Raw genomic sequence first — 20,297 nt, forward strand, 5'->3', positions numbered from 1 at the left:
CAATAAAAACAATATCACTCGATAGAGTCATATTGACACTTTCAATTATTCACGTTGAAAAACGTTTTTATCGAGATAAAAACGAGACGAATTAAAGGCGAGATAAAAAAATGCCGCAGCGATGTTGGCTACGGCATACTTTTTCAGTGCTATTTATTGAAGGTGAATTACTCAGTGCCACCCACAGTCAGGGCATCCAACTTCAGAGTTGGCTGCCCCACGCCCACAGGCACGCTTTGTCCCGCTTTACCACACACGCCAACACCACGATCCAACGCCAGATCGTTACCGACCATAGAGACCTGCTGCATGGCTTCAATACCAGAACCAATCAGAGTTGCGCCTTTGATTGGACGGGTGATTTTGCCATTTTCAATCAAGTAAGCTTCTGAAGCCGAGAACACAAACTTACCGGAGGTGATATCCACCTGACCGCCACCAAAGTTCGGGGCGTAAATGCCTTTTTTCACCGAAGCGATGATCTCTTCTGGTGTGTGCTCGCCCGGTAGCATGTAAGTATTGGTCATACGCGGCATCGGCAGATGAGCGTAAGATTCACGACGACCGTTACCCGTTGGTGCCACACCCATTAAACGCGCATTGAGTTTATCTTGGATGTAGCCTTTCAAAATACCTTTTTCAATCAGCACGTTGTACTGACCACTCACCCCTTCATCATCGACGTTGAGTGAGCCACGCAGATCTTTGAGTGTACCGTCATCGACAATCGTACACAGATCGGAAGTGACTTTTTTGCCCACTTTGCCTGCAAATACCGACGAGCCTTTACGGTTAAAATCGCCTTCAAGGCCATGACCCACCGCTTCATGCAGCAGCACACCCGGCCAACCGGATCCGAGTACCACAGGCATGGTTCCGGCAGGAGCGGCTACCGCTTCAAGGTTAACGAGCGCTTGGCGAATCGCTTCATCAGCGAAAGAAAACGCGATTTTTTGTCCCGCTTCTTCTTGTAAGAAATAGTCGTAACCAAAACGGCCACCACCACCCGCGCTACCGCGCTCACGGCGATCGCCTTTTTGCGCTAGCACACTGATCGAAAGACGAACCAGAGGACGAATATCCCCTGTGTAAGTGCCATCGGTAGCCGCCACGAGGATCTGCTCATGCACACCGCTTAAACTGACTGACACTTCGGTGATGAGTGGCTCTTTAGTACGAATGTACGCATCCAGCTGTTTCAGCAGCTCGGTTTTTTGCTGTTTTTCCCAACTTTCCAGTGGGTTGTGCGCGCCATAAAACACAGGATGTTGCGCGCGCTTAAACGCTTGCACGGTGAGATTTTGGCCTTGTTGAGCAATACCACGCGCCGCGATGGCACTCTGCCTTAAACCCTCTAACTGAATTTGGTCTGAGTAAGCAAAACCGGTTTTTTCACCACTGACGGCGCGCACACCGACCCCGCAATCAATATTGAATGAGCCGTCTTTAATGATGCTGTCTTCCAGCACCAGAGATTCATGCCAGCTGGATTGGAAATAAATATCGGCATAATCAATCTGGCGAGTCGCAATACTGGACAGCGTATCGGCAATATCCTGTTCAGTCAGCCCAGCGGGTGCCAGCAGTGCCGTTTCAATTTGGTTCATCGTCATCAGTGTGTGTTCTCTATTAATTGATGGGTAAAACGCGTGTGCTGTGTGATGGGCATTGCGCGTCTCACAGAATCGAGCGTTGCAAGATCGAACTCGACCACTTTACTTTGTACTTCTGCGCCTAAATTGGCGATCACTTCACCCCACGGGCTAATCACCATCGAATGTCCCCACGTCTCTCGTCCGCAAGGGTGACGTCCGGTTTGACCCACGGCTATCACCCAGCATTGCGTTTCAATGGCTCGGGCGCGTAACAAGACTTCCCAGTGGGCTTGGCCCGTCACCGCAGTAAAGGCCGCAGGAACCAGCAAAATCTGTGCACCTTGACGACGTAATTCTGCGTATAAGTGCGGAAAGCGCACATCGTAGCAAATCGATAGGCCCAACGCTCCAAACGGCGTTGAGCTAACCACCACCTGTTGCCCTGGCGTGAAGGTTTCCGATTCGCGATAGCGCTGATGACCATCAGCGACATCGACATCGAACATATGCAGTTTATCGTAAACCGCCACTCGCTCGCCTTGTGCATTCCACAATAAGCTACTGGTGGTGACCCCGTCAGAGCGGCGGATCGGCATACTGCCTATTAATAACCATACACCATATTCTTTGGCGAGGCTCGCTAAGGTATGTTGAACGGTGCCGTGATCCAGTGATTCGGCTTGCTGATGGTATTGTTCACGATTCCCCAGCAGCAGGGCATTTTCTGGTGTCACAATCCATTGCGCTCCTTGCTGAGCAAGCTTGGCCACCTCTTGTTTGAGATAAGCCAGATTGCGATTCACCTCGGATCCTGAGGTCATTTGCACCAGTCCAACTCGTTGCATTTTATTCCCTATTTGGCCAGTTTACGCAGCTTTTCCGGCAACTTAAATTCGCCTTTGCTGCGCGAAAGCTCTTTCACTGTCGGTGAATCGAGCGGTCCTTTTACTTCATAGTTTACTTGGGTAAACACTTCCACCACCGGAGAGATCACCGTAGTGATCGCCAACACATACAAGGCGGTTTGCGGTGTCACCGCAAACGCCGTCAATACCGGAATGCCTGATGTGATGTCTGGGACGAAATGAACTTCCGCATCGACCGTGCGCGTATTGAGATCGGCGAGGCCTTTAATCGTCATCTCTCCCGCCACCGCATCCATTTTGATGTTATTGGTGACAAAGACCCCTTGCGAGAATTCACCACTACCGGAGATCGAATCAAACGCCATCCCTTTATCAAACACATCGCTAAAGTCGAGCTGCATTTTGCGAATGATCGAATCAAGGCTAAATAGACCAAGCAGCCTTGCCGCACCACTCACATCGGAAATCACTCCTTTACCGAGTTTAGTATCCACTTTGCCTTGCAAGGTGTTGACTTGCATTGACCACGGAGCGCCATCCCACTGGGTGCTCGCGTTAATCTCAAACGGTGCACGCTGGATACCTGAGTTGATCCCAAAGCGCGCCATCAAGTCACTGTTGTTATCACCCTTCATATCCAAATTCATTTGGGTTCGACTCTGAGTATCGGTCAACGTCCAAGTGCCATTAACATGCAGTTGGTTGGTACCACTGGTGAAATCAATGCTCTTCCACAGCAGCGTATCCCCTTGGCGCTGAAAATCGACATTCGCTTGGCCGATTTTGTAGCCTTGTAACCAGAAGTCTTTAATGGTCAACGTGAGGTTAGGCATCCATTGATGGAATTTACGATCAAAATCGGTGATAAGCGGTAATTTCTGGCGCTCAAGATCGACCAGTAACGCCTCTTCCCCCACCTCGAGCTGAGGCAAAAACAGATGCAGGCGCTCAAGCGCAATACTCAAATCATAAGGCTCAATATAGTTGGCTTGGCCTTTGATCTCTTGGCTATCCAAATTGGCAAGCCAACCAAGATCTTTGCGCCGCAGATTCAGATCGACATCATGCCAATCCAACCCCGCAAAGGTTAGCTCGTTGACTACCGCATCAACCCGTTCTGGGATTGGGAATGCAGGCGTATTTAAACTGGCAAGCTTAGATTTTCGCGCTTTAGGTGCAGGCTTTTCATTCACAATCGAGAGCCAATCATCCAAGTTGAAGGCTTGGCTACGCAGCTGGACATGATGCCCCACCACTGGGCTGATTTTAAAGCTACCCTCTCCAAGCACCAGATTCGTCGCTTTCAAAACCGGCACCTTAGGAGTCAAGTCAATCTCGGCCTGATATTTTGCTTGCGGCAGTTGCAAGCGAGCGGAGACCATCTCTTGGTTGCCTGAGGCTTGCAACAGAGCCTGCCCTTTCACTTTGAGCGCTTTTTTGAGTGGGAAGGGGTAACGACTCTCTAGCGCGCGCAAATCAGCTTTACCATCCAGTTGGTAAGTAAAGCCCACATCATTGAGCTGAATATCGACACTCGCCTGCCAAGGCGCATGGCCTTTTACTCGGCTTAACCAGCGCTCGCCAACAAACGGGATCAGCGGTTTGACTTCCCAATCCCCAACCATATCAATGCCAACCACATAACCCCGTTTGGCATCTTCGCCTTTAAAATCGATCGAGACAGGTTGCTTGAGCAAACGGGCATCCAGCCCCGCCGCACTCACTCGGTCATTATCGAACTCGATTTTTCCAGACACCGAATTAAGGCTCATAGGTGGCGTATCAATATCCACTGCGTTATTGCTCAGCTCGGCAAAGCCCCAAGCCCGCGGCTCCGCGCCACTGTGGAAAGGAATATTGAGTTGAAACTCTGAGCGCACTGGGCCTTTGACTTGAATCGTGGTCAGCGCCGCGCCTACGGAATCGACTAACGGAGTCGCCATCATGTAATTGCGAATCGCGTTACCTTGCTGGGCACTGGCTACCGCTTCAATTTCGATATGGCCAAGTTCGGCCAATTCTGGAATGCGACCGGTGATCCGCTCCGCAGTTACCTCCATCAAGGTCGCGGAGCGCGAGTCGAGATACATGGCATCATTTTCAAACAGCAGATCGAGCTGCAAATCGGTGATCGGTGGCCAAGCCGTATCAAAGGCAAATTTGGCCTCTTTTAAACCAACCCAAGCTTGGAACACGCCATTGTGCATACGATAAGGAAACTGATCTAACGCGCCATACCAGATCAGTTTCGCGGTATTGACTTGTCCCGCTTGAATCGCGGTCGAGAGATAATCGGTCAGCTCACGGCCTAACGCCAACGTCGGCAAGTAGCGCCACGTTTCCCCAGCATTAAAGAGATCGGCTTCGGCATAAAATGAGAGGAATGGGCTGGCATGATCCGGAAAATCGAGGCGAAAGGCCCCGAGCGCTTGCAGATCAGGCGTCGCAACCGTGACTTTATCGGACCAGAGCGACCATCCATATTCATCTTGCTGCCAGACCATATTCACTGCGCCTTGGCGGATATGGAGTGGGGCTTGGAACACTTCACCATAGGGCAACACGTCATCCACCATGCTGGCTTTAATGAGTGCTTTACTCGGTGAGCCTTGAATTTGCGCTTGCAGGGCATTGACTTGTGGCAGCAATTCCCATTGCGCTATTCCGCCATCAATTAATGATGCCGAATAACGTAACGATTCCAACGTTGCGCCTTTGGCAATGCGCACATCTTCCAAAACCCCTTTCGGCTTTAAGGTTGTCAGCCAGTGATTGAGCGTTTGTGATTCGGGGATCAACTTAGCCAGAGGTAACAAGTTTTCAATATTGAGCTGAGAGAGATTGAGCCGCCACTCACCGGGCTGCCAATCCATCGCGACATCCAAAAGCGGCCATAGCTCATCATCACTTCGTAAACGCAGTGAGTGGGCATTTACTTGCCAACCTTTCTCGGTTGGTTTCAGTTCGACAATCCCTGACTCGAGCAGCAGTTCATGAGGCTGCTCACCGTTTTGCCACACCAACTCCGAAGGCTTAAATTCGACATAGCCATCTTTCGGCTGATTGTGATCAAGTGTCGCCCACGCATTAAAACTTAATTGGCCTTTTTGAATGCCTGTTTGATCTTTTAAATAACTTGTTAGCCAAGGCAATACTCGCACTTTATCCGCGCTGACATAGAAATCGCCCGATACATCGCGCAGTGAACCATGATCAATAAAGTTAGCGCTTACCAACAAAGAGTTGATGTTAGTCCCCGCAATGCTGACCACCCCTTCAGCAAAATGGCGTAGACCTTGGTTTTGCCAACGCAGTTTTTCAATGTCGAGCTGACGCAGATCTCCGGCAAAAGTGCGGTACAGTATTGCTGAGTTTTTGAGGGTGAAATCATCCAGTTGACGCAGTAGCAAATCATCGAGCTGCTTTACCACGCGCCCTTGACGAGATTGCCGAGGGTTAGGGTTTTGCTCCAGAGCCAACCAATCTATCGCCCTGAGATCCAGTACCATGCCATTTACCGTTAAGTCTGCGATGACAGGTTGTCGCTGCCAAAGCGACTGCAATAAATCAAATTCAATCTCGATGCTAGCGGCATTGAGCTGAATATCGTTACTGTCCGGCCAATGGGCTTGCAAGGTTTGCAGTGAGAGAGAGGGATGGGTATTGCGCCAGTAACCTTGCACATTGGCAATCGCCACTTGCACCGAAGAATTTTGGTTCAGCCAATGCTGAATCTCCGCCTGAAAACGGTTCATCTGTGGCAACAAAATGCGCAGGGCTGTGACGGCTAAAGCCAGCACAAGCAGCAGGCTGACCAGCAGCCACATAAGGATCCGCCCGAGGCGGGTTACTGTCGAAATCACCCGATGCCCTATTTACATCATCACAACATCAAACTGCTCTTGGTTGTAGAGTGGTTCTGCTTGAATTCGCACTTCTTTACCAATGAACACTTCCAACTCCGCCAAGGCATGTGACTCTTCGCCTTGCAAAGTATCTGCCACTGCTGGAGAGGCATAAACCACAAATTTATCCGCATCGTAGGCACGATTAACGCGTGTAATTTCGCGCAAAATCTCAAAGCAAACCGTTTCCACCGTTTTCACGCTGCCTCGCCCTTCACACGTTGGACAAGTCGAACAAAGCACGTGTTCAATGCTTTCTCGAGTTCTTTTGCGTGTCATCTCCACCAACCCAAGCTGAGTAAAGCCATTGATGTTGGTTTTGACTCGATCTTTCACCAAAGCCGCTTCTAAAGAGGTGAGCACTCGCTTACGGTGTTCATCCGACACCATATCGATAAAGTCGATGATAATGATGCCACCCAGATTGCGCAGACGCAGCTGACGCGCAATCGCCTGAGTCGCTTCAATATTGGTGTTGAAAATGGTCTCTTCGAGATTACGTCGCCCCACAAAGGCACCGGTATTGATGTCAATCGTGGTCATGGCTTCGGTTTGATCGATGATCAGATAGCCGCCAGATTTGAGCTCAACTTTGCGTTCGAGAGAGCGCTGAATCTCGTTTTCCGTATCGTACATGTCAAAAATGGGCTTATCGCCGTGATACAGCTCTAACTTAGCCGTCAGCTCTGGGACATATTCGGAGGTAAACTCTTTGAGGTTTTCGAACTCTTGCCGTGAATCGATGAGAATCTTAGTCAATTCGGTGCCGACAAAGTCACGCAAAATGCGCTGCGCCAGACCAAGCTCGCCATACAGCATAGAGCGGTTTTTGTATTTGCTGCGCCGCTCAATCACTTTTGACCACAAACGCTTAAGGAACGCCGCATCTTGGGTCAGCTCTTTTTCGTTTGCCCCTTCTGCCGCCGTACGGATAATGAACCCGCCATGCTCATCACAGTAGTGAGCCACCACTTTTTTTAGTCGCTCACGTTCGGCTTCACTTTCAATGCGTTGTGATACACCGACATGGCTCGCTCCCGGCATAAACACCAGATAGCGAGAGGGCAGCGTGATATCCGTGGTTAGGCGCGCACCTTTGGTACCCAGTGGATCTTTCACCACTTGCACCACAATATCTTGTCCTTGGCGCACCAGCTCGGAGATATCACGAACTTGGAATTGCTGCTTCTCACTTTCCGCAACACATTCTGTGTGCGGCACAATATCTGAGGCATGTAAGAAGGCGGCTTTGTCGAGCCCAATATCCACAAACGCCGCTTGCATCCCCGGTAATACCCGGCTCACTTTGCCTTTGTAAATATTGCCAACAATGCCGCGTTTGGCTTCACGTTCAATATGGATTTCCTGAAGGATTCCCCCTTCAATCATCGCCACTCGAGTTTCACTCGGGGTGACGTTTAACAGCAACTCTGCACTCATGAGCGCACCTCAATGATTAAAATGATTAGAATTTGTGCAGAAGCTGGTCAGTCTCGTAGAGTGGCAATCCGACTACCGCGTGGTAGCTGCCTTCAATCCTCGTAACAAATCGTCCACCCAATCCCTGAATGCCGTAACTGCCAGCTTTATCGCAGGGCTCACCACTTTGCCAATAGGCTTCTATTTCTTGTTCTGACAAAGTTTTAAACCACACCTCCGTGGTTACCACCACGGAGTGAGTGATGCCGCGGCAAGTCACGCTCACCGCAGTCATCACTTGATGTTGGCTACCGGAAAGCTTGAGTAACATGCGTTTTGCATCAGCAAAATCACGCGGCTTTTCCAACACCTGTTGATCTTTCACAACTATCGTATCTGAACCAATCACGACCGCATCGGCCGCCACCAACGCCGCCCCTGCTAACGCTTTATCGCGAGAAAGCCGTTCAACATATTGCGCAGGCGACTCAGCCGCTGCGCGCCTTTCTTCGACATTCGGAATCACGACTTCAAACTGGTAGCCCATTTGAGCGAGCAGTTCACGACGTCTGGGGGACCCCGAAGCCAACACTAATTTCGATATTGTCATTTCACATGCCAATGGCGTCGAACTCGGCGCAGTAATAAAAACAACCACGGCCAAAGTATACAGGCAATCACTCCACTCCAGAGTGACAACGGATTGAATGTCACATTCTGGATCAGGTACTCACCACAGAAAATCAGCACTTCCAATCCCATCGACAGCAAACCAATCACAATCGCTTGCTGCCATAGGGCCATGTTGCGCAGTACCAAGAAATTCATCGCCACCAGATAGATGATGATCGACATCATCATGCCGCGAATACCCAAGGTGGAACCGAGTAGCAGATCCCACAATAAACCCATCACTAACGCGCTGCCGACATTCACTCGGTGCGGCAGGGCTAACACCCAGTAACAACAGACCAGCAGCAGCCAAGGTGGCCGGAGCAGATCTAAGGTTCCCGGCCATGGGATGGTTTGCAAAATCAGCGCTAGAAAAAATGAGGCAAGAATGACCATGCGGCCTTTAATATCACTGCTGAGCATTGGCTTCTTCCTCTAATAGCGCCTGCGGATCGGCCTGCATCACTTTTTGTAAGCGATCTTCGTTTGGCCAGATCAGTAGCAAATAACGCAAGCGATCAAATTCCACCACAGGATCCGCCTTGATCGAGGCAAACTCACGACGGGTATCTTTATCGACTTGTGACACAATCGCCACTGGGTAGCCTTCAGGGTAAACCCCACCCAAGCCAGAGGTGACTAGCATATCGCCGACTTCAATATCGGTACTGGTCGGTATATGTTCCAGTTGGATTTGATCGGTTTGTCCATTGCCTGAGGCGATCACTCGAATATCATTGCGAATGTTCTGTACCGGAATCGCGGTATTAGGGTCAATCAGGAGCAAGACTCGGCTATTGTGTGCTGCCACAAAGGTGACTTGTCCAACAATGCCTTTTTCATTGATGATCGGCTGACCTTCGTACACTCCATCTACGCGGCCTTTATCGATCACAACTTGGTGACGATAGGGCGACGTATCGACCGCCATCACTTCGGTCACCACCTTTTTCTCATCACGCAAAAAGGAGGAACCGAGCAACTTACGCAGCCGTTGGTTTTCTTCTTTGTACTGCTCAAGCAGTAACAGATTACTTTTCAGGGTCAGGACTTCACGTTTTAGCAGTTGGTTATTTTCCCGTAACTGCTGATGAGAGCTGATGCTGTCATAAAAATCGTCAAACAGTACGCGCGGTAGATCCGCTGCGTACTGAATAGGCGCAACCAGACTATTGAGCAGAAAGCGTACATGTGAGAATGCACCTAAACGACTATCAGCCAGCATAAGGCTGGCTGATAACATAACCGCAAGAAATAGCCGTAGCTGCAGAGAAGGTCCTCGACCAAAGATAGGTTTCATCCAATAACCATCCTAACTCTGAGCAAAGTGCCATGCATAAGGCACAACACTACGGTTTATTCTTCGCTAAACAGATCGCCGCCGTGCATGTCGATCATTTCTAAGGCCTTACCACCACCACGCGCCACACAGGTCAGCGGGTCATCGGCGATCACCACAGGAATACCGGTCTCTTCCATCAGCAGACGATCGAGATCTTTCAGCAGTGCACCACCGCCGGTGAGCACCATACCATTTTCAGAGATGTCAGAAGCCAGCTCTGGTGGACACTGCTCGAGTGCAACCATCACCGCAGACACAATCCCCGTCAGCGGCTCTTGCAGCGCTTCAAGGATCTCGTTCGAGTTCAGGGTAAAACTGCGTGGTACACCTTCTGCTAGGTTACGACCGCGCACTTCGATCTCTTGCACGTCATCACCCGGATAAGCAGAGCCGATTTCGTGTTTGATCTTTTCTGCCGTTGCTTCACCAATCAAGCTGCCGTAGTTACGGCGCACATAATTAATGATCGCTTCATCAAAACGGTCACCACCGATACGTACAGAAGAAGAGTAAACCACGCCATTGAGTGAGATCACCGCCACTTCCGTTGTACCACCACCGATATCAATCACCATTGAACCGGTTGGCTCAGAAACGCGCAGACCTGCACCGATGGCAGCCGCCATTGGCTCATCAATCAAGTAAACCTCACGAGCGCCCGCACCCAGTGCCGATTCACGGATCGCACGACGCTCAACTTGGGTTGAACCACAAGGCACACACACCAGTACGCGTGGACTTGGTTTTAACACGCTGTTGTCGTGCACTTGGCGAATAAAATGCTGCAGCATTTTTTCAGTGACGTAGAAATCTGCAATTACGCCGTCTTTCATTGGGCGAATGGCTGAAATATTACCTGGGGTTCTACCGAGCATCTGTTTTGCGGCATGGCCAACCGCTGCAACGGTTTTACCGCCACGACCTTTGTCCTGACGAATCGCAACAACAGAAGGTTCATCAAGAACAATGCCCTGTCCTTTGACATAAATAAGTGTGTTGGCGGTACCTAAATCGATCGATAGGTCGTTAGAAAACATGCCACGAAGTTTTTTGAACATATTCTTCGTTCGTCCTGCAAGAAATGAGAAAAGGAAAATTGCACTAAATGTACCAATGCCTTGCCATCACAGCAAGGCGTTGATCCATAAACATGGACTGAAACACGCAATTTCTAACAGTTCTCTAACGGAATGAGAGAAATCTGGATCGATTGCAGCTTCAGCACCTAATTCGATTCACGCCACCAGATCACCCGATCACTACCGCGATACAAGCCAAATTGCGCTCGACCTTGGGTAGTTTGATCAAAATTATTGTCGTCATCTTTGTCTTCGGCGAGCCACATCAAATTGTGCGCATTGAGATCCAACACTGAATCAATCACACCACGAGCGCCCGCTCCCGGCGCGCTAAAGCGGATAGCGCGCTTACCTGAGCCTAGATTAGCGGCTGAATGCTCAGCCAAGACTTGGGGAGGAACAGCAACGCCAGTGGTCAACACTGTATAACCATTGTTATTAGGATCAGATTGCAAGGTAAAACCAGTGATCGCAGGCAGTGCGGTACAACTGTCCTCAATCGTACGAACAAAACCATTGTTGGTGAAATGCTCGACGTACATGGGTTGCTCTAAGGCTTGAGTTTCTGGTCCATACACATCTTGAATAACCAATTTGCCCCAATATAGTGGCATGGCTCCATCAATGTGTGAAAACGTATATCCCGAACAAAGAGGTGAGGCATTGGGTTGATAACAAACCCCATCCTGATCCGTTAAATCAGAGGCACTTAAGGTTAAGTTAAACGCTGCATTAAACACCGATTTAGGTTGTAACGGTTTTTGATACCACACCCTTTCACCATTTAAGACAATGCCACTGTTGTTGGATGCCTGTCTGCTGATGGGCGAAGTCTGCAGATTATCGAAACCAAGATTCACACCGTTTGCGCTATCACTGTAAGTGCGACCATCCCATTGATTGTTATAACGCCACCAAGGATCGATGAGATAGTTTTGCGTATCCGCATTATTGGCGGATTTCGGCTGTAAATATAGCCCTGGACTATTGGTATAGCCGAATGGCTGACCAAGATAACTAAAGGCATTGCCCGTTTTACATGCCGCATCTAAGGTGACATTACTCATCGGAGACACCTCGAAGTAAGCGGGAATAAAACGCCCGATGGGGCCTGTTGATACAACAGCAATCGGTAGATTCGCGCTCGCTAAGTCAAGGCCAAGATAATGGGTGGGAGCGATCAAAGAGAAATCAAACACCCCGACTTCACTTACTTTTTGTTCAACGGGCGTTGTACCCCCAAGTAGATGAGTGTATTCATTTACGCCTAACACACCTGCCTGCCCTGCCGATGGCTGCACCAAAGTATGTTGTAGCGCGATATTTTGTTGCTGGTAGTTATAAGCCGTTAAATTGTTTGTGAAATCATTATCTTCAATGGGCGCAGCAACAACGGCTCGAATATTCAGATCAAAGTTTTCATCGGCTCTCGCAAAAACATTACAACTCATATCCGCTGCAGCGCATTTGCCATCACTGTTATAAAAACTTTTTGCACTCAAAACCAATGCCTTAGGGACACGAATAAAACTAGCTTGCCCTTCGAGAAGCAGATCTTGCTCATCACCACTACCAGTAAAGCGTGCATTGAGAGCAAGACTCCCTGCCTCACGATACGCCACACTGAAATTCGCCTCACCACTTTGGTTAAAGCTTAAATTGAGTGCTGTTGCACTGTTAGCAGTTTGGCCAATAACCGTTCCATTCAAAGATACACTATAAGCCGCAAAACCCGTGTCACTTGGGGTTGGCGTTAAATATCCACTCCAAAAGGAGACCGACTTTTGGACATTCTGAAAACTCGGCAAACACTGTTGTGAGGCATTATCTTTGCGCACCGCTTTAATGGTGCCCGTCACCGTCTGGTTAGCATAAGCATTGGGCACATCGACAATAAAGCCACTGTCGGAGAAATCGATATAACAGTTATTTTTTGAAAATGAACCCGCAGCTCCAGTGCGGCTGCACAAATTCTCGTTATAAGCTTCAGCCGTAGGGCTAGAGCCAGAAATATCGACAGTCACTCGCCCCGCTGTATTACGGCGCAATTGCTTAATCGCCATACCATTTATCAAAGAGGCGTTATACCCCCCAATCCATCCACCGGTTGCATTAGGTGTAGAAGCCGGAACTAAGTTAGCACTTACAGGATCAGTAAATAAAGAAGTACAGTTCGCATCTGCACAAGCTTGAAGGGTTACTTCACTCGGCGCACACGTTAGCCCAGAACTCGGTAAAATTAGCCGGAAATGATTTATTTGTTTTCCAACGGGTCTTGAATTCAGTGCACAGACTTGAAAGTTATCTATTTCATGGAAGTTAGTGTACGAACCCGTTGAACCAGTAATCGACATGATCAATTCATCAGGTACTGATTCTTGCCCCCGAAAACTCATCACATTCAGAGGCCCAATCAGATTAACCCAAGCTCCACTACCCACTTTACGTCTCACAGTGACAATCGACGTTGATGCTTGAGTCGAATCAATAATAATTTGATATTTATGTAATGGATTACCATTTGTTCCGTCGACTGTCGGACTCAAACAAGTACCATCAGACATCATCGATGTTCCATTAGAACAAGTCCCTGCTAGGTAGTTATATCCCGAATATTGAGAGCCTGAGCCTCTAAGAACAACAGACTGCCGCTTACGCCCAGGACCATTTCCTCCACCCTCAATCGAGTAGTTGCCGTACTCATCTAAACCGATTCCTAACCAGCCACCAGCAAAGCCTGGTTTCTGCTCATTGGTCTTATACCCATAACCTAGCGGCCCACCAAAAGCACCCACTTGCGGGGTAACTTGGGCATCAGAGAACACAATAGCGATTCCATCAGCTCCATTTCCACCATGAGCAAAATAGTCAAACTCCAGTTCAACTCGGTTACCTGCTGCAGGAAATATGCGCTGAAAAGTTGAAGCTGTAGCCTGGTTGACCTTAGCTTCTGTTAATCGCAAACGTTGACCGACGACTGAAGGAGTGAAATCTCCGCTGCTTTTGAAAACCTTCCATTGCTGACTAAGACTAGGAGCAGAAAAATCATCTGAAAAGCACTGTAAACCCGATTGCTGACAAAAATGTCGCATTTGGGCTAACTGTTCGATTCTTTGATTGGAAAGACCTGAAGCATATAACGAAACTTCATCAATATATCCATCAAAAGATCGAGAGGAAGAAGATCGGTCAGTGCCTATTTGCAACGGAAATGCATTAGATAACAAACGAGAACCATTATTTGAGGTGCTGTTTAATTGACCATTAATAAAAATAGCTTGTCGTTGATTATCGCGCTTTCGGTCATACCGAATTGTAATATGTGACCACTGATTACGAGGAATTGGCATTGTAGAGGCCAATGTTACAGCTTCACCATTGGCTTTTTCCCAATACCAATAGACCTTACCTTGACTATCTATATGAAACTCATAATTCCCATCTTTAGAAACAATCGTCATCAATTCGGAATTGGGATAGCTTTTCGGATATACCCAAGCTGAGATAGTGAATGCCTCCGTAAAATTCAGCTTAGCGTTATGAGCGATATCGACATATTGCCTTTGAGATTTAGTGAATACCCCATAACCACATGTACCATTGGAATAAGAATCAATAGGTAGCGCAGGGGTTTGGCTTGCTGTATTAGCACCATTGACTGCTCGTCCATGCAAATAATCCCCAACAGTATTTTTGACTTCACCAGAATTGCCTTGCCATGTGGTTTCATCCAAATGATAACGAGCTACTAATTTATCGCTTTCACACATCCCATTAAAATCAGCAGCCTCGACCGCTTCCAGATCAACGACAGTAGTTCCATAATTAGCCAATGCCCCCCCCGTTGCAATAGAGCCAGTGATCGTGGAATTGCTCGATATCGTAACCGAACCTGCTACATACAAAATTCCGTTTATGTGCAAATTGCCATTGAGTACTAATGAACCAGAAACATAAATAATTAGGTTTTCTGCGTCACCAGAGGTATTAAAATAAGTGTTATCGCTAATCGTGAGTGAGTTGAAATATAAGCGAACAGTTTTTCCAGAAGTCACCGAAACGGCATTACCTGAAATACTGCCCAAGTTATATTTATAATCCCCAGGAGCCCATACTCCACAATTACTACCATTACAGTTCAAATTCCCCAAATTAGGTAAATTAGAGGGTGGAACTAACCCATTAGGGGAATGATTTGCGCTCGGCGGATTGGTAAAAATATTGGAACACAGAGGCACAGCAAATACAGGCATTGAGTAAGCGAAAAATAGCAATAACAATGCATATAATTTAGTTCTCACTTCTTACTCCTACTTCTATGATTCTCTGTAACGACCAATCTCCAATCTGACAACGCCCTATCGCGCTGAGTTGATATACTTCTTGCCCATTATCTAACGCCCCCAGAGATTGACAGGTTACCAAAGCCTCACACTGCCCCAATCCTTCCCCCATAAAATCGATATTCTGTGAGGAACTCGTATGGCAACTTCCCTCTGTGGTGGTTTGATAAAAACGGCTCAGTTCAATATTAAGCGCTGAACGGGCGGCCATTTCCGCACGAGTACCGAGCACCATAGACACCAGTTGTTGGCTACTACGCGCTTGATTACGATTGGCCACCAGCGCGACAAACCCAACCGCCACGATAATAAAAACCACTAGAATCAAGGCATTGCCCTGCTGCTTACGGCGTGTTGTAGACCAGAGCATCATGATCAAACCTTACTTGCTCACCTTTATCAGCAAAAGTCAGCTCAATTTTGACTAATCCATTGCGCTGCAACTGTGGGGCTAACACACTGAAATTGACGCCACTCAGGTTCTGCGCCATTAATACCCCATTCCCTAAATAGGTAGGCGACAAGGCCGTTCTATTCAAACTATAGCCTGCATAGCGGTAGATGCTGTTACCTTGGTAACAATATGCCACGGGGGTAGTATAAAAATAGGCGCGATTCGCGGGCGACTGTAGGGTAAACAAAGTGCCCTGCACTAAGGGGACATTCACCATAGTGCGATCTTGTGGTGGGGTAAAATCAACGGTACTGGCGACTTCGGCAATTTGCCCTGCTGCAGGCAAGAGAGCGGCGCGTAATGCCACAGGATCATTGGGAGAAATCACTAAGCGCTCTCCCGCTTGGATCGACTTAGTGATGGGCAAGAGGCGCAGAGTGTTCACGGTATTCGTCGGTAATGACTGATAAATCGCGCTGTTTACAATCGGCAGAAACTCAATACAACCATTGGCCACCATTACGCTATTGGGTACAGCTTCACGCAGTTCACGGCTCATACGTTCCGTTAAAAAACGTCCTTGCTGGATTAAGGCTTCACGCGCTGTGGTATCGACATAAATCCCCATCGCTTGCCCAGCAATATTGCCCAGAAATAAGCCAACAATGCCAAGCAAGATAATAGTGATCACCATTTCGATTAGGGTGAAGCCACGGCTCATCAGTAGTTCCCCTTAATCGCAGCAAACGGATACGCATTGCCTTGCGGATCGTAAAGCACTAATGCAACACGTTTGTAGTGGGTTCGCTCTGTGGCAGGCATTGCCGAAAATTGACCGCTACTATCTGATACATAAAACACTTGTATCGATACGGTAAAGCGTTGGTATTCACTGGAAATATCCGTACCCAGCACATCGGTGATGGGGATTGGGCTTGATGTGATGTAGTCATCCACATCGTTGAACTCGGTGTTACTGGCCTCGCTCTCTTTCCCCAGTAACGAAGGTTCAGTGCAAAGCGTACGTCCCGTGGTAACAATAAGCACACACTCAGGTAAGCCACCATTGGGGCCAGAGTGCTGATCAAAAGCACGCCCCAAAACTTCATCCAGTACTGCCCTCCCCAATTCTGCAGCTTTCACCGATAACACTTGCTCTGCACTCTGTTGAGAGCGCGGGTATAAGGAAGTTGTTACGCCAACCAAGGCCACGCCCAACACCACAATCACGATGATCATTTCAATCAAAGTAAAACCACGTGCAGCAATCACAGGCTTAGCAGGCATAGATATACCCTTCGCTATTGATGCAGACTTGGCGAATCTCATTGTGCGTGGAACTGCTGATGCTTACTGTGCACCCGGCACTGATACATTGCGTGGCGCGGCCTAAACTATCGAAATCAAGAAAGGAGACGCCCCCCGAACCCGCCAAAGAAAGCGCCACATCATTGGCGACCGCATCCACCAGCGAAGGGTCGCTAGGGTTACTGGGAAAAACGCTAAGACAACTGCCTTGCATGGCTTGCGGGGAGACTTGCACTGCCGCAGCGCTGGTGAGCAACCAACGATTACAATACCCCGTACGCTGCATCGCGCGGCTTTGGGTTAAACGCAGTGAGGCTAATATTTCACTCTGCGTGGTCACCACTGCAAAAGAAGAAGGCCCCAGAAATCGGCTTGCCGCATAAGCAGAGAGTATCCCTAGTAGGATAATCACCACTACCAGTTCAATAAGGGTAAAACCTTGTGTCTTACCCTGAGGGAATTCCATCCTGCTTTGCCGCATGGCGAATAAATCTAGCTCAAGCCCTAGAGAACAAAGGCCAGACAAGCTGGCCTTTTTTATTAACAACCTGAAGACTCAGTGCTAGTTTTTGACTCACTACCAGCCGCAGAGCTAGTTGCTTGCTCATACTTAACATAGCAGTTAGTAGCAATAATTTTAGCCGCAGTATCCAAAGTCGTATCTTTAAATGTAATAACAAATGATGGTGGTGTAGTTGCGGCATCAGATAATCCAGTCCAATCATTAGATAGACCAGTTACTGCCGCACCAATGCCTGCAGATGTAGCAGCTGGGTAACCATATACGATAGATATGCCATCAACGCTTTCTGTAGGTTTAGTGTCTTTTCCACTAACTGCAGATTTTCCGTAAACAATCCCCGCCGCACCATCAATTGCGCCTTTAAGACCTTGCAAAGAAGCTTGACGCGCATCATTTTGCAAATTCAAGAAACGTGGCGCGGCTGTGACGGCCAAGATGCCGAGAATTACAATCACCACGACCAGTTCGATTAGGGTGAAACCACCTTGTCTTTTCATTATTACCATCTCTCTTTCATGTGAATACGCAGTATTACTGCAAGGTTACGGTCACGCGACCAGTTTTAACTTCATAAACAAATTCGTGTTGGCTACCTTTTTCATTTTGCGTATAGGTGCATGTAGCAGCACCAGTATCCGCTTTAGCCGAATATTTATAATTGGAATTACTCGCCGCTTCAGTTTCCGTCCCCACTTGTGGCGGGTTTTGCAGCAGATTATTCATTAAATCAATGCAAGCCTGATCTGAGATACCTGAAGGATAAGTCGTATCATCGGTATTCAAGCCCAAAGGATAACCATCACGATAGCCGCTGGTTGCGGAGGTGGTTAACCAAAAATTGACTCCATCATAATTAATGGAGGGATACTTATTGCCGGTCAAGGTGGGGCGAGCTTGCGCTTCCCATTGCGCCCGAGCAGAGAGGACGCCGGTGGCAAAACCCCCAGCTACTCCTTCAATACTGGCTTTTTTCGCTTCATCAGTCACATCAAGAAAACGGGGCAAAGCTGCGACAGCCAGTAACCCAACCACCACAATCACGATCACTAGCTCAACCAATGAAAAGCCTTGCTGCATTTTCTTCATATTTTTCAACTAACTTACGTAACGTACGGCGTGCATTATACGCCCTTTTTTAGCTTTGGTGTGGTTAAAGTGTCAAAAAATCAGCGCACCAAAAAACTGGCATCTATCGCAAAATAGCGATCCTTCAATTCCACGTCGATTTGAACCACATCACCGTATTGGTAATGGCACAAGTAACCATTCACCCGATGGGTTGCCGTTACCTTTGGTAACCAGTCCAGTACCTTACGATCAGGATAGAGCAAAAATAGCACTTTTTCACAATCAACTCCTTGATCGATCTTGGGAAAAATCCATCCATGTTGCATTGGAATCTCGGCTTGTTCTATCTGTAAGTGTGCAGGACGCCCTTGCAATACCCACTCTTGCTTATAAGTATTCGCTCGATCAGTCATTTGCAATCTAGCCATGTCTAAGGCGGTTTGTAGCGTATCACTGAACATCGACCGCCAAACCGAAAACATCGCCATAAATAAAACCACAACCAAGACTAACCAGAGGACAAATCTCGCGCGCTCAAATCCTTTTTTCATTATCGGCCCTTGAGCGCATCCATCATGCCCCACATAGGTAGGAAGATACCCAGCGCCAACACCAACACCATAGCTGCAACAAACACCAATAAAACAGGTTCAATTCGTGCTGTGAGTGTTTTTAAATCGTAATCGACTTCACGATCATAAAAATCGGACACTTCTAACAGAAGTTCATCTATACGCCCAGTTTCTTCTCCCACCGACATCATCTGAATCACTAAAGGGGTAAAAATGTTGGCATTGATCGCCGTGGCAGAAATCGCAACCCCAGATTCAATCTGGCTTTTCATCTCTAAAATACGTTGCTCTAGAAACTTGTTATCTATCGCTTCTGCCGACAGCGCTAGCGATTGGTTGAGCGGCACACCGGCCGAAAGCATCAAGGAAAAAGTACGCGCAAAACGTGAGAGCTGCGCGCGATTAACAATATCCCCCACAATCGGCATGCGCAGCCGCAAGTGATCCCACTTGATGCGGCCATTCGTGGTATTGACCCAAGCTCGAAATGCAAACAATAACCCGGCTATGATGCCAAGCAGTAAGCCCCAGTAGTTCACAAAAAAATCGGATGTGGTAATCAAAATGCGCGTTGGCAAGGGTAAATCGACCCCAAAGCGGCTAAACATGCTGGTAAATTGTGGGATCACTTTGACGTTCAAAATAAACATCGCCAGCAAAACAAACGTAATCACGAAGGTCGGATAGCGCATCGCCGTTTTGATTCTTTTGCGCGTTTCCACTTCTTGTTCGTAATAGCCAGCCAATTGCAACAAAGCCTGATCTAATCGCCCTGTGTTTTCTCCCACTTGAATCATGGAAACAAACAAAGGGCTAAAAATCGCGGGATGTAACTGCATGGAAGCCGACAAGTTACGACCATTGGTTAACTCATTACAGACCGAATCAAGCGCCGCTTTAAGCTGCTTATTATGGCAATTCTGGGCTAAGCCGCGCATAGAGCGCAGCAAAGGTACCCCTGCTTTGGTTAGGCTATACATTTGCCGACAAAAAATCACCAGCACTTCCAGCGGTACCGAAGGAGTAAGCAACGCTTTCCAGTTAAGATCAAATGCACTTTTTTCCGCAGCACCTTGTGCAATCGATGTGGGCACAATACCTTTGTTGAGCAGCATTTCTGCGGCTAATTCTTCCGAGGCTGCCTCGACTAACCCAGAGGCTTTGCTGCCATCGGCATTACGCCCCTGATAATAAAACGTCGCCATGCCTAC

At 48.1% G+C, this 20,297-nt stretch carries 17 protein-coding genes; all 17 read right to left on the reverse strand.

Annotated features, from left to right (window positions below; translation table 11 throughout):
• Window positions 1-167: 167 nt before the first annotated feature.
• On the reverse strand, window positions 168-1,613 hold the full coding sequence (gene tldD, locus CEQ48_RS16770; protein WP_089072008.1) for a metalloprotease TldD: 1,446 nt from the start codon (window positions 1,611-1,613) through the stop codon (window positions 168-170).
• The gene (locus CEQ48_RS16775; RefSeq protein WP_089072009.1) at window positions 1,613-2,440 is read right to left on the reverse strand and encodes a carbon-nitrogen hydrolase family protein; all 828 of its coding nucleotides are present in this window, start codon (window positions 2,438-2,440) and stop codon (window positions 1,613-1,615) included. The genes tldD and CEQ48_RS16775 overlap by 1 nt, the downstream gene beginning before the upstream one ends.
• Before the next feature lie 8 nt (window positions 2,441-2,448).
• A complete protein-coding gene (locus CEQ48_RS16780) occupies window positions 2,449-6,324 on the reverse strand; it encodes a YhdP family protein (protein ID WP_089072010.1) in 3,876 nt (1,291 codons plus the stop codon).
• A gap of 12 nt (window positions 6,325-6,336) precedes the next feature.
• Window positions 6,337-7,806: a ribonuclease G gene (rng, locus tag CEQ48_RS16785; RefSeq protein ID WP_089072011.1), complete on the reverse strand. Its 1,470-nt coding sequence runs from the start codon at window positions 7,804-7,806 to the stop codon at window positions 6,337-6,339.
• Between the two features lie 25 nt (window positions 7,807-7,831).
• Complete coding sequence (locus tag CEQ48_RS16790; RefSeq protein WP_232477902.1) at window positions 7,832-8,332, reverse strand: Maf family protein; 501 nt, start codon at window positions 8,330-8,332, stop codon at window positions 7,832-7,834.
• 59 nt (window positions 8,333-8,391) lie between these two features.
• A complete protein-coding gene (gene mreD / locus CEQ48_RS16795; protein ID WP_089072013.1) occupies window positions 8,392-8,880 on the reverse strand; it encodes a rod shape-determining protein MreD in 489 nt (162 codons plus the stop codon).
• A complete protein-coding gene (gene mreC / locus CEQ48_RS16800; RefSeq protein ID WP_089072014.1) occupies window positions 8,867-9,757 on the reverse strand; it encodes a rod shape-determining protein MreC in 891 nt (296 codons plus the stop codon). Before mreC ends, mreD begins: the two co-directional genes overlap by 14 nt.
• A 56-nt stretch (window positions 9,758-9,813) precedes the next feature.
• On the reverse strand, window positions 9,814-10,857 hold the full coding sequence (locus CEQ48_RS16805) for a rod shape-determining protein (protein ID WP_000473772.1): 1,044 nt from the start codon (window positions 10,855-10,857) through the stop codon (window positions 9,814-9,816).
• Window positions 10,858-11,024: 167 nt separating this feature from the next.
• Window positions 11,025-15,179 carry a DUF6701 domain-containing protein gene (locus tag CEQ48_RS16810; RefSeq protein ID WP_089072015.1) on the reverse strand — a complete coding sequence of 1,385 codons (4,155 nt, stop codon included), beginning with the start codon at window positions 15,177-15,179 and terminating at the stop codon, window positions 11,025-11,027.
• Window positions 15,169-15,591, reverse strand: coding sequence for an MSHA biogenesis protein MshP (locus tag CEQ48_RS16815; protein ID WP_181714750.1), 423 nt, complete (start codon window positions 15,589-15,591; stop codon window positions 15,169-15,171). The genes CEQ48_RS16810 and CEQ48_RS16815 overlap by 11 nt, the downstream gene beginning before the upstream one ends.
• Window positions 15,566-16,336 carry a PilW family protein gene (locus tag CEQ48_RS16820; protein ID WP_089072017.1) on the reverse strand — a complete coding sequence of 257 codons (771 nt, stop codon included), beginning with the start codon at window positions 16,334-16,336 and terminating at the stop codon, window positions 15,566-15,568. Before CEQ48_RS16820 ends, CEQ48_RS16815 begins: the two co-directional genes overlap by 26 nt.
• A complete protein-coding gene (locus tag CEQ48_RS16825; RefSeq protein WP_198301184.1) occupies window positions 16,336-16,902 on the reverse strand; it encodes a prepilin-type N-terminal cleavage/methylation domain-containing protein in 567 nt (188 codons plus the stop codon). The genes CEQ48_RS16820 and CEQ48_RS16825 overlap by 1 nt, the downstream gene beginning before the upstream one ends.
• Window positions 16,892-17,404 (reverse strand): type II secretion system protein, encoded by a 513-nt coding sequence (locus CEQ48_RS16830; protein WP_089072390.1) that lies wholly within the window; start codon window positions 17,402-17,404, stop codon window positions 16,892-16,894. Before CEQ48_RS16830 ends, CEQ48_RS16825 begins: the two co-directional genes overlap by 11 nt.
• 59 nt (window positions 17,405-17,463) lie before the next feature.
• On the reverse strand, window positions 17,464-17,943 hold the full coding sequence (locus CEQ48_RS16835) for a prepilin-type N-terminal cleavage/methylation domain-containing protein (RefSeq protein WP_089072019.1): 480 nt from the start codon (window positions 17,941-17,943) through the stop codon (window positions 17,464-17,466).
• A 34-nt stretch (window positions 17,944-17,977) separates the two neighbouring features.
• Window positions 17,978-18,532 (reverse strand): prepilin-type N-terminal cleavage/methylation domain-containing protein, encoded by a 555-nt coding sequence (locus tag CEQ48_RS16840; RefSeq protein ID WP_089072020.1) that lies wholly within the window; start codon window positions 18,530-18,532, stop codon window positions 17,978-17,980.
• A gap of 80 nt (window positions 18,533-18,612) precedes the next feature.
• Complete coding sequence (locus CEQ48_RS16845) at window positions 18,613-19,065, reverse strand: MSHA biogenesis protein MshF (protein WP_089072021.1); 453 nt, start codon at window positions 19,063-19,065, stop codon at window positions 18,613-18,615.
• A complete protein-coding gene (locus tag CEQ48_RS16850) occupies window positions 19,065-20,291 on the reverse strand; it encodes a type II secretion system F family protein (RefSeq protein ID WP_089072022.1) in 1,227 nt (408 codons plus the stop codon). Before CEQ48_RS16850 ends, CEQ48_RS16845 begins: the two co-directional genes overlap by 1 nt.
• Window positions 20,292-20,297: the final 6 nt, after the last annotated feature.

The organism is Vibrio tarriae (genome assembly GCF_002216685.1).
GTDB classification, from domain to species: domain Bacteria; phylum Pseudomonadota; class Gammaproteobacteria; order Enterobacterales; family Vibrionaceae; genus Vibrio; species Vibrio tarriae.

Excerpts from the sequence above, each read along its gene's own strand:
- tldD (WP_089072008.1), bottom strand. The coding sequence starts at position 1,613 with ATGACGATGAACCAAATTGAAACGGCACTGCTGGCACCCGCTGGGCTG.
- CEQ48_RS16775 (WP_089072009.1), bottom strand. The coding sequence starts at position 2,440 with ATGCAACGAGTTGGACTGGTGCAAATGACCTCAGGATCCGAGGTGAAT.
- rng (WP_089072011.1), bottom strand. The coding sequence starts at position 7,806 with ATGAGTGCAGAGTTGCTGTTAAACGTCACCCCGAGTGAAACTCGAGTG.
- CEQ48_RS16790 (WP_232477902.1), bottom strand. The coding sequence starts at position 8,332 with ATGGGCTACCAGTTTGAAGTCGTGATTCCGAATGTCGAAGAAAGGCGC.
- mreD (WP_089072013.1), bottom strand. The coding sequence starts at position 8,880 with ATGCTCAGCAGTGATATTAAAGGCCGCATGGTCATTCTTGCCTCATTT.
- mreC (WP_089072014.1), bottom strand. The coding sequence starts at position 9,757 with ATGAAACCTATCTTTGGTCGAGGACCTTCTCTGCAGCTACGGCTATTT.
- CEQ48_RS16805 (WP_000473772.1), bottom strand. The coding sequence starts at position 10,857 with ATGTTCAAAAAACTTCGTGGCATGTTTTCTAACGACCTATCGATCGAT.
- CEQ48_RS16815 (WP_181714750.1), bottom strand. The coding sequence starts at position 15,591 with ATGCTCTGGTCTACAACACGCCGTAAGCAGCAGGGCAATGCCTTGATT.
- CEQ48_RS16820 (WP_089072017.1), bottom strand. The coding sequence starts at position 16,336 with ATGAGCCGTGGCTTCACCCTAATCGAAATGGTGATCACTATTATCTTG.
- CEQ48_RS16825 (WP_198301184.1), bottom strand. The coding sequence starts at position 16,902 with ATGCCTGCTAAGCCTGTGATTGCTGCACGTGGTTTTACTTTGATTGAA.
- CEQ48_RS16830 (WP_089072390.1), bottom strand. The coding sequence starts at position 17,404 with ATGCGGCAAAGCAGGATGGAATTCCCTCAGGGTAAGACACAAGGTTTT.
- CEQ48_RS16835 (WP_089072019.1), bottom strand. The coding sequence starts at position 17,943 with ATGAAAAGACAAGGTGGTTTCACCCTAATCGAACTGGTCGTGGTGATT.
- CEQ48_RS16840 (WP_089072020.1), bottom strand. The coding sequence starts at position 18,532 with ATGAAGAAAATGCAGCAAGGCTTTTCATTGGTTGAGCTAGTGATCGTG.
- CEQ48_RS16845 (WP_089072021.1), bottom strand. The coding sequence starts at position 19,065 with ATGAAAAAAGGATTTGAGCGCGCGAGATTTGTCCTCTGGTTAGTCTTG.
- CEQ48_RS16850 (WP_089072022.1), bottom strand. The coding sequence starts at position 20,291 with ATGGCGACGTTTTATTATCAGGGGCGTAATGCCGATGGCAGCAAAGCC.